Here is a 13,233-nt window from a genome sequence, read left to right as displayed (position 1 = left end):
GGAGTGAGCCAAACACTCCCTGGGGCCCGCCGGGCGTACAGTTATTTGGTGAGAATTGACCTGCACGCCCACTCCACCGAGTCTGACGGCACTGAAAGCCCGGCGGACGTCATGCGCGCCGCGGCCGCAGCCGGACTCGACGTCGTCGCACTCACCGACCACGACTCCACAGCCGGCTGGGCCGATGCGGCCGCGGAAGCCCGCACTCTGGGTCTGACACTGGTTCCTGGTATGGAGGTGTCCTGCCGCACCGAAACAGGCATCAGCGTGCACGTGCTCTCCTACCTGCATGATCCGGCCCATCCGGGACTGCTGGCTGAAGTCGAGCGGTCGAGATCGGCCCGGCTTACCCGGGCTGAACGGATGGTCGAGAAACTTTCCGTGGACTACCCGATCTCGTGGCCCCACGTGCTTGAACACGTCGCCGAAGGCGCAACCATTGGGCGGCCACACATCGCCGATACGCTCGTGGCACTGAAGGTCGTGGCGACGAGGAGCGAGGCGTTCGCCAGCATGCTCAGCGCCCGGTCACGGTACTGGGTTGGACACTATGCCCCACACCCCGCAGATGCGGTGGCGCTGGTACGTGAGGCAGGGGGCGTTCCGGTCTTCGCGCATCCAGTGGCGTCCTCCCGAGGCCGGGTCGTGGACAACCGGGTGACCGAAGAAATGATCGACGCCGGCCTTCTCGGCCTGGAGATCGATCACCGGGACAACTCGGAGCAGGGGCGCGCGGATCTGCATCGAATCGCCTCGCGGCACAACCTGCTGATCACCGGCTCAAGCGACTATCACGGAACCGGGAAGCCCAACCGGCTGGGTGAGAACGTCACACGGCCCGAGATGTTTCAACGCCTAGAGGAACTGGCTACCGGCAGCAGCGTTATCCGGTAGCGGCCGGCGAATCCAGCTCATCGGATGTCGGACTGCCTTCCGCCTCCAGCCAGGGTGCCAGCCGCCGGGACATCACCTCGATCGACTGCGGATTGCTGTCCACGCAGACGAACCGCCGTCCGAGCTTGCCCGCGACGGCGCCCAGCGTCCCAGAGCCGGCGAAGAAGTCAAGCACCCAATCACCCGGCCTGCTGCTCGCAGCCAGAGCCCGCCGCACCAAACCCTCCGGCTTCTGCGTAGGGTAGCCGGTCTTTTCCTTGCCCGTCGGGGAGACGATGGTGTGCCACCAGACGTCGGTGGGCAACTTGCCGAGCGCTGCCTTCTCCGGCGTCACAAGGCCGGGCGCCATGTACGGCTCACGGTCAACTTCGGCGCTGTCGAAGTGATACGCCGCCGGATCCTTCACGTACACAAGGATGTTGTCGTGTTTCGCCGGCCAGCGGCGTCGTGCCCGGGCGCCGTAGTCGTAGGCCCAGATGATTTCGTTGAGGAAGCACTCACGCCCGAACAGGGTGTCGAGCATGACCTTGGCGTAGTGCACTTCCCGATAATCGAGGTGCACATAGAGGGTCCCGTCCTCAGCTAACAGACGCCAGGCCTCGGCGAGGCGGGGTACGAGGAACTCCCAGTAGTCCTCGAAGGCATCGTCGTAGCTTGCGAGCATGCCTTTGACCGTGGAGTAGCTGAGCCCCTTGAAACCGACGCGGTCCCCGGCACCCGGCGCACTGCGGACCATGGAGGTCTGCTGCCTGCGTTGCGAGCGGCCCGTGTTGAACGGCGGGTCCACGTAGATCATGGTGAAGGAATTGTCCGGAAGCCCGGCCAGGTACTCCAGGTTGTCCGCCTGCACCACGAGGTTCGGTCCATCCGGCCGCCAGACCGGATGGACCGGAAGATCTCCCACGGATCTGTCAGCTGTCTGCGGCAGGCTTGGCCACGACCTCGCCGTTACGACGGCGGGTCCGTGACCGGTTGCGCTTGGGGCGGTCGGTCCGCTCTGCCCGCGTGCCGCCGGCTTCCGCTGCGGCGTGGTCCTCGGCGGGAGCGGCTGAGCCACCACTACGACGACGGCCGCCCGTCTTCTCCTCGGAACCCTGCTTGCCGCCGCGGCCAGCAGAGCGGGTGCGGTCACCGGTGCGGTTTTTCTTGCCGGTTTCGCCGAGGTCTTCGATCTTCTCGGCGTTGATCCCCGCGAGCGTGCGCTGGGCGCGGGGGAGGCGTCCCTTGGTGCCTTCGGGGATGTCGAGGTCGGTGTACAGATGCGGCGAGGACGAGTACGTTTCCACGGGTTCGGCCTGGTCAAGCCCGAGCGCCTTGTTGATCAGGCCCCAGCGGGGAACGTCATCCCAGTCCACGAAAGTGACTGCGGTGCCCTTCTTGCCCGCACGGCCGGTACGGCCAACGCGGTGCAGATAGGCCTTCTCATCCTCAGGGCACTGGAAGTTGATGACGTGGGTGATGTCCTCGACGTCGATGCCGCGGGCCGCAACCTCGGTTGCGACCAGAACATCGATCTTGTCTCCGCGGAAGGCGCGAAGGGCCTGCTCGCGGGCTCCCTGGCCCAGGTCGCCGTGGATCGCGCCGGCGGCGAATCCGCGGTCCACGAGCTCTTCCGAGAGCTTCGCGGCCGTGCGCTTGGTCTTGGTGAAGATGATGGTGCGTCCGCGGCCGCGGGCCTGAAGGATCCTGGCCACCACTTCGTCCTTGTCAAGGTTGTGCGCCCGGTAGATGACCTGGCGGATGTCCTTCTTGGTGGCGCCGTCGTCTTCAGGATCAGCAGCGCGGATGTGCGTCGGGTGCGACATGTAGCGCCGGGCCATGGCCACAACGGGTCCAGGCATGGTTGCCGAGAAGAGCAGGGTCTGGCGGATCGCCGGGGTTGCCGACATCAGGGTCTCGACATCGGGCAGGAACCCGAGGTCAAGCATCTCGTCCGCTTCGTCCAGGACAACGATGCGGACGTTCTTCAGCGACAGGATCTTTTGGCGGTACAAATCGATCAGGCGGCCGGGCGTGCCGACGACCACTTCGGTGCCGCGCTTGAGCGCCTCGATCTGCGGCTCGTACGCACGGCCGCCATAGATCGTCACGATGCGGGCGTTCCGCTTCTTTGCGGCTTTCGTCAGGTCATCGGCAACCTGGACGGCGAGCTCACGCGTCGGAACAACGATGAGCGCCTGTGGTGCTCCGGGCGCGGGCAGCCTGTCATAACCCTCGTCCGAGGGGCCGACCACGCGCTGCAGGGCGGGCACGCCGAAGCCGAGGGTCTTACCCGTTCCGGTCTTCGCCTGGCCGATAATGTCGTGGCCGCCCAGAGCGATGGAGAGGGTCATCGCCTGAATGGGGAAGGGGTGCACGATCCCCGCATCCGCGAGGGATTCGACGATGTCAGCGCGGACGTTGAAGTCGGCGAAGGTCTCGGGTGCTTCCTGGTGCGGTTCTTCAGTGGTGACAAGCGTCTCTTCGACGAAGATTTCGTCATCGCTGTTGTCCGCGTGGAGGTGGTGGTTGTCTGTGGTCACTCTTACTACCGTTTCGATTAGGCACTGCCGCCGCCGGGCTCAACGGCCGGACCGGTGAGGTCCGCTCGGAGCAGGACGGGGCAGGGCGTCCAGTGGAAGCCGATCGCGGGCTATCAACTGCGGCTCGGGAGCGGAGCGGTCCGCTTCGAGCTGGTAAAAACTCAAGATCGCGTAGGTATTGCGGGTCGATTGTTGGGAGGCTGCCGGTTCACAAGAACCGCGGCCCACCACGTTCGGAACTGGAACAAAAGTTCGTCGAGAACGACAAAAGTTCATCTAGAACGACCGGGCATCCATTACTACGCGTTCCAGTCTACCCTGCCGCGCTTTCACTTTCCGACGTCGACACCGCTTCCTGCGCACCCTCGATCAGCTCGAAGCGCAGGTCACGCCGGCTGATGTCTGCCGTGACCAGCCGAACCCGTACCTCGTCTCCAGCCGTCATGACGCCGTCGCACCGTGCTTCGACGGCGGGATCCGCGATCTGAATGACACCATGGGGGGCTCCGTTGCCGTTCCGGCCGTTCCCGTTCCGGCCGTTCCCGTTACGGCCGTTCCCGCCGTTGCGGCTTTCACCGTCGCTTGCCCTTCGGGGTGCCTCTTCAGGGGGAGGTGCCGGCTCGGATACGGTGGCAGGCGCGTCAGGAGCCGGCTTGGAACCAGTGATAACGACGGCGTCGAACTCCTGGCCCACCCGGTTGCTGAGCAACGCGGCCTCCACGGCGGCAATGGCCCCGCTTTCCAGCCGTGATGCAAGCTGGTTGGAGGAGGACATGAGCGCGTTCAGTTCCGGCAGAGCCGCGCGCACCCACTCCGGGACATTCTTTCCTGCGCACAGTGCCTCGCAGATCACCAGGACGAAACGGTCAACCAGGCGCCGCAGGGGCGCGGTGGTGTGCGCGTAGGGCGCTGCAATTGCAGCCTGCTCGACGGCCTCCGGGATGTCGCCGTCGAACGCTGTGTAGCCTGCCCCGCGGAACAGTGAGGCAGCCGCATGCATGAGGGAGAGCTGCCTGGGGTCCGAGGTGTCGAGGCTGCGCAGGAACTCGCCGTACGGCAGGTCCCGGGGCCAGGAACGCCCGAGTGCCCGGGCCTGGTGCCGGAAGCGGGCAAGAGAGGTTTCATCCGGGGCGGGCATGGTGCGCAGAATCCCCACGCCGCCCTCGAGCATGATCTCCGCGGCTGCCATGCCGGTCATGAGGGAAAGCTGTGCGTTCCAGTCCTCCGACGCCAGGGGCGGGCGCGTGACGATGAAGTAGCGCTCGCCGTCGTGCGCTATTTCCTGCTCCGGCAAGTTGAGGCTGGCGCCGCCACGTTCCTTCTCGAGAGCGATCCGCTTGGTACCGATTTCCTTGAGCAGGGTCAGGTTCTCGGCGGCACCACCCGAGTCAATGTCCTCCTGCACCTGCTCATAGGTGAGTTGCGCGCGGCTCTTGACGACGGCCCGTTCGACGACGACGGACTCAACCTGCGCATCCTCGTCCAGTTCAAATTCCCAGACATAGGCGGACCGCACCCTGCCGGGCAACAGGCTGGCGGCGTCTTCGGCAATGACCTCGGGGTGGAGGGAGATCCGGCCGTCCGGGGCGTACATGGTCTGGCCGCGGAGACGGGCTTCGGCGTCGATCGCGCCGCCGGGAGCCACAAAGGCCGGGACGTCGGCAATCGCATACCAGACCCGGTACCCCGAGCCTGCACGCTCCAGGTGAAAAGCCTGGTCAAGATCCGTGGAGCCCGGGGGATCCACGGTGATGAATCCCAGCGCGGTGAGGTCTTTCTCCGGCAATACATGTTTGTGCACCGCAGCATTCGCCTCTGCCAGCACGTCCGGTGGGAAATCGGCGCGCAACTCCAGTTCCTCGCGCAACCCCTCAAGCGCAGCAGTGAGCTGGACCTGGGAGTCCCTGTTGCTCAAATCCAGATGCGAATACGGCACAGTGCCAACCGTAGTACAACCCACCGACGAACTGTCGGTGAAACTGCGCGCGGGTACCCTTGATCCCATGACTGCCTTGCATCCGCAAACCCCTTCGAGCTCCTCCGCAGCATCCCCGACGACCCGCACGGGAACCGGCCAGGAGCCACTGAACGGGTTCGTCGTCGACCTCTTCGGCGTCATGGCTTATGGGGAACTGTCCGCGTTCGAGCGGCTGTCGTCGGACGCGAGATTCTCGCCGACGCTTCGGGACCGGGCAGCGCTGGGGCGCCTGGCCGTCACCGAGTTCGAACACTTCGAGATGGTCAGCGCCCACCTGGCCGGGCTCGGTGTGGACGTCGAGGAGGCAATGAGCCCGTTCCAGGCTTCGATTGACTCTTTCCATGAGCGGACGCGTCCCGCCGACTGGTATGAGTCGCTCATGAAGGCGTACGTCATCGACGCCATCTCCGGCGACTTCTACACAGCGCTCGCGGAGCACCTCGACGCCCCTACCCGTGACTTGATCGCCCGCATCCAGTCGACGGCCGAGCAGGGCGGTCTGCTGCAGTCCAGGTTGAAGTCCGCGCTCTCCGACGATCCGAGACTCGCCTCCCGGCTTGCCCTGTGGGGACGGCGCCTCGTGGGGGAAGCTCTGACGCAGGCACAACGGGTCGGCATTGAGCGCCAGTTCCTGGGCGGCCTGCTCTTCGGTGCTGCAGACGTGGACCAGGAACGGGAAACTGCGCAGCTCTTCGCCCAGCTCACCCGGAACCATTCACGCCGGATGAGCTCACTCGGGTTGACTGCCTGACTCCTGGCGGCCTTACCGTCCCCGCTGCTCCTCATCCGGAAGCTGCGCCTTGAGCTTTCCGGCGGCCTCCTGCGGATCGTCGGCTTCCGTGATGGCCCGTACGACGACGACGCGCCGGGCTCCCGCAGCCACCACCTCCGGGAGGTTTTGAAGGTCGATGCCGCCGATCGCGAACCACGGCTTCAGGGGGCGGCCCTGTTCCGCCAGCGCTGTTTCGAGCCTCGCCGCCTCCCGGACAAGCTCCAGCCCGACGGCGGTTCGGCCGGGTTTGGTGGGCGTGGCCCAGATCGGTCCCGTGCAGAAGTAGTCGACGTCGTCCTTCGCTGCCGCCGCTGCCACCTGCTCGGGTGAGTGGGTCGACAAACCGAGAACACCGCCGTCGGGCAGGAACTGCCTCGCACGGGTGGGCGGCAGGTCCCGCTGTCCGACGTGCAACACAGGCGCGCCGCTGATGGAGGCGATATCTGCGCGGTCGTTCACTGACCACAGCCTGCCGTGCTTCCCGGCAGATGCGCGCAATACCTGAAGCAGCTCCAGTTCCTCGGCGGCCTCGAGGGACTTGTCCCTGAGCTGAATGATGTCCACACCGCCAGCAAAGGCAGCGTCCACGAAAGCCCCGAAGTCCTGCTGCTGCCGGCGAGAGTCGGTGCAGAGGTAAAGTCGGGCGGCGTCAAGTTGCATACCCCCTACAATAAAGGCGTACTGCGGGAGCCGTGCCGCATCCGGGAACCACCGGATGCCACACCGGCTGAGAGGGCGTTCGACGCCGACCGCGTTGTGAGAACAACGAACCTGATCCGGGTCATGCCGGCGTAGGGAAGGGCTGTGGGTGAATACGGACGTGGATGTCGCCGTCGTCGGCGGAGGGATCATCGGGCTGGGAATCGCGTGGGAAGCGATCCGCAGGGGCCACTCGGTTGCGTTGATCGACCCGGATCCCGCAGGAGGGGCAACACACGCCGCCGCGGGCATGATCGCCCCGGCCAGCGAGCTGCATTACCGCGAGGAGCATCTGCTGCGGCTCACGGTCGACTCCGCATCCCGCTACCCCGAGTTCCTGTTCTCGCTTGCCTGGACGGGCGTCGACCCCGGCTATCGCAGAACCGGAACCCTGGTCATTGCGCTCGACGGCGCCGACCGCACGGCGCTCGCCGATCTCCAGACGGTACAGCAGCGCAATTCGTTGTCGGTGCAGCAGATTCCCCTGCGTGAAGCGCGCCGGTCGGAGCCTCTGATTGGTCCGGCAGCGACCGCGGCTTTCCATGCGCCTGACGATCACCAACTGGATCCACGCAGGCTGGCGCAAGCGCTGATCGCTGCCGTGTCCGAGCGTGGCCGCCTGGTACGGCGACGGGCTTCCGGGATCGAGCGAACCGGAAACCGCGTCACTGGCGTCAGTCTCGAGGACGGCACTTTCGTGGGCGCCCGGCAGACGGTCGTTGCCAACGGCTTGGCTGCTGCAGACCTCGCCGGCCTGCCCTGTCAGCTTCCCCTCCGGCCGGTCTACGGCGACATTCTTCGCCTTCGGGTTCCCGAGGCGCTGCAGCCCCTGCTGACCCACACCATCCGCGGGCTGGTGCGCGGGCACGCCGTCTATCTGGTGCCGCGTGAAGACGGAACAGTCGTGCTTGGAGCGACCATGCGGGAGGACGGCAGCAGCGCCGTGTCCGCGGGAGGGGTGTATCAGCTGCTGCGCGACGCCCAGCAACTGATACCCGCCGTTGCCGAGCTCGAGCTTGTCGAGGTGCTGTGCCGCGCGCGGCCGGGAACGCCGGACAACGCGCCTCTACTTGGTGGTGTAACGGGTACCCACAACCTGGTCATCGCCACCGGATTCTTCCGCCACGGCGTACTTCTGACGCCGGCTGCAGCGGCGCTGTGCGTGGACCTGCTGGAGGGCAAACCGGGCCCGGCGGAACAGGAGCGGTACAAGCCCGATCGATTCGAGGAAGGACGAGCATGGAGAAGTTGACCATCACGGTGAACGGGGAGGACTCGGTCACAACAGCCCCGGACCTGCTGTGTCTGGTGGCAGAGCTTACGGGGAGGGAGCTGGCACCGACCGGGCAACCGGTCGACGGCTCGCGGCTCGGGGTGGCGGTCGCTGTCAATGCTGCCGTAATTCCCCGCAGCCAGTGGTCCGGCAAGGCACTTACCGAGGGGGACGACGTCGAACTCGTCACCGCCGTACAGGGAGGATGAAAATGCAGACGGACACAATCGTGAACGCTGACCCGCTGGTCATCGACGGCGTTCCACTTACCTCAAGGCTCATCATGGGAACCGGGGGAGCACCGAGCATTGAGGGGCTGGGCGAGGCATTGGCCGTTTCCGGTACCGAGCTGACCACGGTCGCAATGCGGCGCTATACGCCGCAATCCGGAGCGTCGCTCTTTCAGCTGCTGAACGGCCGCCGGATGCGCATCCTTCCGAACACCGCGGGCTGCTTCACCGCACGCGAAGCCGTACTGACTGCCGAACTGGGACGCGAAGCGCTCGAGACCGATTGGGTGAAGCTCGAAGTCATCGCCGATGAACAGACTCTGCTGCCCGACGCCGTCGAACTGGTCGAAGCCACTGAAGCCCTGGTGGCACGCGGATTCACGGTTTTCGCCTACACCAATGACGACCCGGTCCTGGCACTTCGGCTGGAGCAGCTGGGAGCTGCCGTGGTCATGCCGTTGGGCGCGCCCATTGGTACCGGGCTGGGCATCCTCAACCCGCACAACATTGAACTGATCGTGGCCCGGGCAGGGGTGCCCATTGTGCTCGACGCCGGAATCGGCACGGCCTCGGACGCCGCGTTGGCGATGGAGTTGGGCTGCGACGCGGTGCTCCTCGCCACTGCCGTCACCAGGGCCCAGGACCCGGTGACGATGGCGTCGGCTTTTCGCCATGCTGTCATCGCCGGACGCCTGGCTGCTCAGGCGGGGCGGATTCCGAAGCGGGAGCACGCGCTCGCGTCGTCGTCCTTTGACGGCAGGGCGGACCTGTAAACGGGCTGCCCGGGCTGTCCCTTCAGCGCCGTTTCAGGATCGCCGTCATGGCTTCGGCGTCAGCCTGCTCCCGGTGCCGGCCGAACCACCAGGCCGCAGCCACGGTAAGGGCGGTGGATGCAACCAGCGGGAGGATCCAAGCCAACCAGGAAAGGTCGGGATGATAGCCCAGACCCGCAAACTGCAGGATGATCCACAGAATCAGCGCTGAGCAGAGGGAAATGGCGGGGAGCAGGAGAACGCCGTAGCGATGATGCCGACGGTCCGCGAACCACACGAAGAAGCCGACGCACACGGCGACGCCGGTAACGACTATCAGCGAGACCACGGCGGCACCTGCTCGGTCAGAGAGCGCCGAATCCGATTCGGCGTGATTCGCTCTCGCCGATCTCCACGTAGCCCAGGACACCGGTGGGAACAATGACCTGGCGCCCCTTGGCGTCGGCCAGGCGCAACTCGGCACCACCGTTCATGGCCCTGCTGACAATCTCAGCGACCTCATCTGCAGACTGGTTGGACTCCAGGACAATCTCGCGGTTGACGTTCTGAACGCCGATTTTGATCTCCACAGCTAAGGCCTTTCATAGACGGGCAGATGACTTTGGCGACGCTCGTACCTCAGCGCCACCACTTAGGGAAATGTAACTCAGATTTCCTTGGGGAATCGACTTATTCCGCGCCAAGCTAAACGGTAGATAAGCTCGCTGGCAGTGTCGATGTCGAGGCTGCCGTCTGTCTCGAGCCAATACCGCGCACTCACCTGTGCCATCCCGGCCATGGCCCGCCCCAGCAGGGTGGCCTCCAGGTGGGATAGCCGGGTGTCACCGGAAATCACACCGGCAATCTGATCCGCGAAGTGGGCGTTGAAAGCTTCGAGACGGCGGCTCACATCAGGATCATTATTCAGATCGGACTCGAACACGATCCGGTGGGCCTGGCTGTCTTGGGCGATGAACTGAAAGTACGCGCGCATGGTGGCGTGCACGCGAAGTTTGTTGTCCGTCGTGGATTTCAGCGCATCCACCAGCAGTTCAGTCAGCGACGCAAGATGGCTCTCAAGCAGCGCCAGATACAGTTCGCGCTTGCCCGGAAAGTGCTGGTAAAGCACAGGTTTGCTGACATGGGCCACTTCAGCGATCTCGTCCATTGCCGCGCCATGGTAGCCGTTGACAACAAACACCTCGTGGGCGGCATTCAGCAACTGGCGTCGTCGCTCGTCTCGCGGAAGCCGTGTGGCCTTTCCGCTTGCCGGTGCCTCTGAACTCACTGTCTGGGCTTTCGTTGTACGTCTTCATAAACCCGCCGGTACAGCGGGTCTCCCAGTCTACCCGCGCAGCACCATGCCGGAGGGAACATCGCCGGGGGAATGTGTGCCTGATATGTCGGCCCTGTATTGCGTTGTGCAGCGCCGGTGGGCATACATTGAAGCATGAGTTCCTTGACTCCCGTCCCTGGCCCGCTGGTGGAGCCGCACGCCGATCTGAGCAGGGAGGAGACGGAGCGATACTCCCGCCACCTCATCCTTCCGGAGTTCGGTCTCGAGGCCCAGAAACGGCTCAAGAACGCCCGGGTTCTCGTTATCGGGGCCGGTGGGCTGGGCTCGCCCGCGCTTCTCTACCTCGCCGCTGCGGGTGTGGGAACGCTGGGCATTGTGGATGACGACGTCGTCGATGTCTCCAACCTGCAGCGGCAGGTGATTCACGGAGTCAGCAATGTGGGTCAGGCCAAGGCCCGCTCGGCCGAGCAGAGCATCAAGGAGCTCAACCCTCACGTGGCGGTCATCCGGCACGAAGTCCGGCTCGACACCAGCAATGTCCTGGACATCTTCGCGCAGTATGACCTGATCCTTGACGGCACTGACAATTTCGCTACCCGGTACCTGGTGAGCGATGCCGCTGAGATTTTGGACAAACCGTACGTCTGGGGCTCCATTCTCCGGTTCGACGGCCAGGTGAGCGTTTTCTGGCCCAAGCCGTCCGTCGGAGGGCCCAGCTACCGCGACCTCTATCCCGAAGCGCCGCCGCCCGGCGCCGTCCCCTCCTGCGCGGAGGGCGGAGTGCTCGGCGTGCTGTGTGCCCAGATCGGTTCAGTCATGGTCAATGAGGCGATCAAACTGATTACGGGCATCGGCTCCACGCTTCTGGGCCGGGTCCTGATCTTCAATGCCCTCGATATGACGTGGCGGGAACTGCGCGTACGCAGGGATCCTTCCGCGGCGCCCATCACTGAACTCTCAGACTATGAGGCGTTCTGCGGAATCGTCCCGGCCGATACGGAAGGGGAGGAGGTTCCGTCCGTCACAGCTGCGCGTCTGGAGGAGCTCCTCCAGGAACGCTCCGCCGGTGCCCATGACTTCGACCTGATCGACGTGAGGGAGCCTGGCGAATACGAGATCGTCCGCATAACGGGAGCAACCCTTGTTCCTCAGAACCGGATCCTGACAGGGGAAACGGCGCTTGATCCCAGCCGGGAGATGTACGTGCACTGCAAGGCCGGTTCGCGTTCCGCCAACGTTGTCCGCTATCTGCGCGAACAAGGCGCGCGGAAGGTCTACAACGTGGAGGGCGGCATTCTGCAGTGGGTTCGCGACGTAGAACCGGACAAGCCGGTCTACTGACCCTGCCCGGCTACTGCTCCTGCTCGACTACTGACTTGCAGTAGATCCTTGTCAGGCTGAGTCGGCGCGGGACTCGTTGACTTCGTGCACCGGGCAGGACTGCGCAGGAGCCGTGCCGGCGCCGGTCTCGGGTTCGATGCCGTAGAGCGCTTCAAGTGCCGCGGTGTAGTCCTCCTGGCGGCCTTCGGCTGCCAGTTGCCGCGCACGGACGGTGGGAACATGCAGGAGCTGGCGAACCATGCGTCGAAGGGCGAACTCGACTTCTTCGGCCGCAGCGGTGCAGCCGTGCTGCGCCCGCACACGGGTCATTTCGGCGTCGAGAACCTGCTGTGTGTGCTTACGCAGTGCGACGATAGCGGCATCAACAGAGCGGGAGTTGACCTGCTCCTGGAAGGCGTGCGCCGCGTTGGATACCAGCTCGCCCGCCTGGCGGAGGGATTCGGCTTGTTCCTCCGGAGCCGCGAGCCGGACGGACTCAAGCGTGATGAGCTCTACGTTCTCCACTGAGTCCACCGCTGGATCGAAGTCGTGGGACAGGGCCAGATCAACGATGACTAGGGTGTGCTCGACGCCGTCCCGAAGCTGACGGATGTCCTCGGCGCCCACGCGACGCTCACTGCCGCTGCAGCCGATGACGACGTCGGCGCGCGTCAGTGCGGCTGCGAGTGTCTCATCGGTCAGGGCTGTTCCGCCGCGGGTAGCCACGAAGCTTTCTGCCCGGCCGGAAGGAGAGTAGACGGAGATGTCGGTGCAGCCGCGCTCACGAAGCAGCGCCATGGTGGCGCCGGCGTATGCTCCAGTGCCGAAAACAACCACGGATTTCTCCGCCAGATCACGGGTGCTGGAGAGGTCTGCGGCGAGGTCGAGTGCAACAGAGACGATTGAACGGCCGCGGGCGCCCAGGGCGGTCTGCGCTCCGACGTCCCGGGCGGTGCGTGAAGCGGCCTGGAACAGGCGTACCAGGCCACCGCTGGCGGTGCCGATCCCCTGGGACTCAACGAGCGCACGCCGTACCTGGCCGGCAATCTCGCGTTCGCCGACGACGGCGGAATCGAGCCCTGCGCTCACACTGAAGAGGTGGCGCGGCACGTCCTGTCCCGTCAGTGTGGTGAACGATTGCGAGACTTTGCTCTTGGGAAGTCCGGACTGGTCGCTGATGGCTGCGATGATGGAGGAACGGGCAGACTCAATGTCTGCTTCCGATGCTGCCTCGCCATAGATTTCGTAGCGGTTGCAGGTTGCAAGGGCAACGGCTCCGCTGAGAGCCTGACTGTCCCGAAGCGCGGACGAAGCGACCTGGGACGCCCCGACGCTGAGGCGGGCGACGGTCTCCAGATCGATATCCGAGTGGGTTGCAACCAGGGAAAAGTAGTTCACAGCCCTCCCAGCATAGCCAAAACGGCCTCTTGAACCCTAATAGGGGAACCTAACCTCCAGCCTTTCTCCAGCGTCCAAAAACCGCGCCGTTGCAGGGA

At 64.9% G+C, this 13,233-nt stretch carries 14 protein-coding genes; 6 read left to right on the top strand and 8 right to left on the bottom strand.

The genetic code is table 11. The annotated features are described in order from the left end of the window. The first annotated feature begins 48 nt into the window (after positions 1-48). Positions 49-894, top strand: a complete 846-nt coding sequence (locus M1D74_RS11260) for a PHP domain-containing protein (RefSeq protein WP_309070674.1) — start codon at positions 49-51, stop codon at positions 892-894. Here M1D74_RS11260 and M1D74_RS11255 read toward each other — a convergent pair. The 3 genes from M1D74_RS11255 to M1D74_RS11245 form a co-directional block, all read right to left on the bottom strand. Then, positions 884-1,798 carry a DNA-methyltransferase gene (locus M1D74_RS11255; protein ID WP_458115380.1) on the bottom strand — a complete coding sequence of 305 codons (915 nt, stop codon included), beginning with the start codon at positions 1,796-1,798 and terminating at the stop codon, positions 884-886. The genes M1D74_RS11260 and M1D74_RS11255 overlap by 11 nt on opposite strands. A 7-nt stretch (positions 1,799-1,805) precedes the next feature. Next, entirely contained in the window at positions 1,806-3,416 is a 1,611-nt protein-coding gene (locus M1D74_RS11250; protein WP_309070676.1) for a DEAD/DEAH box helicase, read from the bottom strand. 313 nt (positions 3,417-3,729) lie between these two features. After that, positions 3,730-5,352: an RNB domain-containing ribonuclease gene (locus M1D74_RS11245; protein WP_458115379.1), complete on the bottom strand. Its 1,623-nt coding sequence runs from the start codon at positions 5,350-5,352 to the stop codon at positions 3,730-3,732. 181 nt (positions 5,353-5,533) lie between these two features. Here M1D74_RS11245 and M1D74_RS11240 point away from each other — a divergent pair, with 181 nt between their 5' ends. Continuing rightward, the gene (locus tag M1D74_RS11240; RefSeq protein ID WP_458117176.1) at positions 5,534-6,145 is read left to right on the top strand and encodes a ferritin-like fold-containing protein; all 612 of its coding nucleotides are present in this window, start codon (positions 5,534-5,536) and stop codon (positions 6,143-6,145) included. Between the two features lie 12 nt (positions 6,146-6,157). On the opposite strand, the gene thiE is transcribed toward M1D74_RS11240, so the two are convergent. Continuing rightward, positions 6,158-6,826, bottom strand: coding sequence for a thiamine phosphate synthase (gene thiE / locus M1D74_RS11235; RefSeq protein ID WP_458115378.1), 669 nt, complete (start codon positions 6,824-6,826; stop codon positions 6,158-6,160). A gap of 148 nt (positions 6,827-6,974) precedes the next feature. Here thiE and thiO point away from each other — a divergent pair, with 148 nt between their 5' ends. Genes thiO through M1D74_RS11220 form a run of 3 tightly spaced genes read left to right on the top strand, consistent with a single transcriptional unit; the run spans position 6,975 to position 9,141 of the window. After that, complete coding sequence (gene thiO, locus M1D74_RS11230; protein ID WP_458115377.1) at positions 6,975-8,117, top strand: glycine oxidase ThiO; 1,143 nt, start codon at positions 6,975-6,977, stop codon at positions 8,115-8,117. Next, entirely contained in the window at positions 8,114-8,347 is a 234-nt protein-coding gene (gene thiS / locus M1D74_RS11225) for a sulfur carrier protein ThiS (protein ID WP_375164369.1), read from the top strand. The genes thiO and thiS overlap by 4 nt, the downstream gene beginning before the upstream one ends. 2 nt (positions 8,348-8,349) lie before the next feature. Continuing rightward, a complete protein-coding gene (locus M1D74_RS11220; protein ID WP_458115376.1) occupies positions 8,350-9,141 on the top strand; it encodes a thiazole synthase in 792 nt (263 codons plus the stop codon). 22 nt (positions 9,142-9,163) lie between these two features. Here the strand turns inward: M1D74_RS11220 and M1D74_RS11215 are convergent, their stop codons facing one another. From M1D74_RS11215 to M1D74_RS11205, 3 genes are all read right to left on the bottom strand, one after another. Beyond that, positions 9,164-9,469 carry a hypothetical protein gene (locus tag M1D74_RS11215; protein ID WP_458115375.1) on the bottom strand — a complete coding sequence of 102 codons (306 nt, stop codon included), beginning with the start codon at positions 9,467-9,469 and terminating at the stop codon, positions 9,164-9,166. A 16-nt stretch (positions 9,470-9,485) separates the two neighbouring features. After that, positions 9,486-9,710, bottom strand: a complete 225-nt coding sequence (locus tag M1D74_RS11210) for a DUF3107 domain-containing protein (RefSeq protein ID WP_309070684.1) — start codon at positions 9,708-9,710, stop codon at positions 9,486-9,488. A 77-nt stretch (positions 9,711-9,787) separates the two neighbouring features. After that, complete coding sequence (locus M1D74_RS11205) at positions 9,788-10,408, bottom strand: TetR/AcrR family transcriptional regulator (RefSeq protein ID WP_309070685.1); 621 nt, start codon at positions 10,406-10,408, stop codon at positions 9,788-9,790. A 162-nt stretch (positions 10,409-10,570) separates the two neighbouring features. Here M1D74_RS11205 and moeB point away from each other — a divergent pair, with 162 nt between their 5' ends. Beyond that, positions 10,571-11,758, top strand: coding sequence for a molybdopterin-synthase adenylyltransferase MoeB (moeB, locus tag M1D74_RS11200; RefSeq protein WP_458115374.1), 1,188 nt, complete (start codon positions 10,571-10,573; stop codon positions 11,756-11,758). A 51-nt stretch (positions 11,759-11,809) separates the two neighbouring features. Here moeB and M1D74_RS11195 read toward each other — a convergent pair whose 3' ends face one another. Continuing rightward, entirely contained in the window at positions 11,810-13,135 is a 1,326-nt protein-coding gene (locus M1D74_RS11195) for a glutamyl-tRNA reductase (protein WP_458115373.1), read from the bottom strand. Positions 13,136-13,233 lie beyond the last annotated feature (98 nt).

This window comes from Arthrobacter sp. D2-10 (assembly GCF_054161285.1).
The sequence above is the reverse complement of the archived record's forward strand: the minus strand, read 5'-3'. Positions and strand labels throughout refer to the sequence as shown.

Coding starts and splice junctions, on each gene's coding strand:
- M1D74_RS11240 (WP_458117176.1), top strand. CDS start 5,534: ATGGCTTATGGGGAACTGTCCGCGTTCGAGCGGCTGTCGTCGGACGCG.
- thiE (WP_458115378.1), bottom strand. CDS start 6,826: ATGCAACTTGACGCCGCCCGACTTTACCTCTGCACCGACTCTCGCCGG.
- M1D74_RS11220 (WP_458115376.1), top strand. CDS start 8,350: ATGCAGACGGACACAATCGTGAACGCTGACCCGCTGGTCATCGACGGC.
- moeB (WP_458115374.1), top strand. CDS start 10,571: ATGAGTTCCTTGACTCCCGTCCCTGGCCCGCTGGTGGAGCCGCACGCC.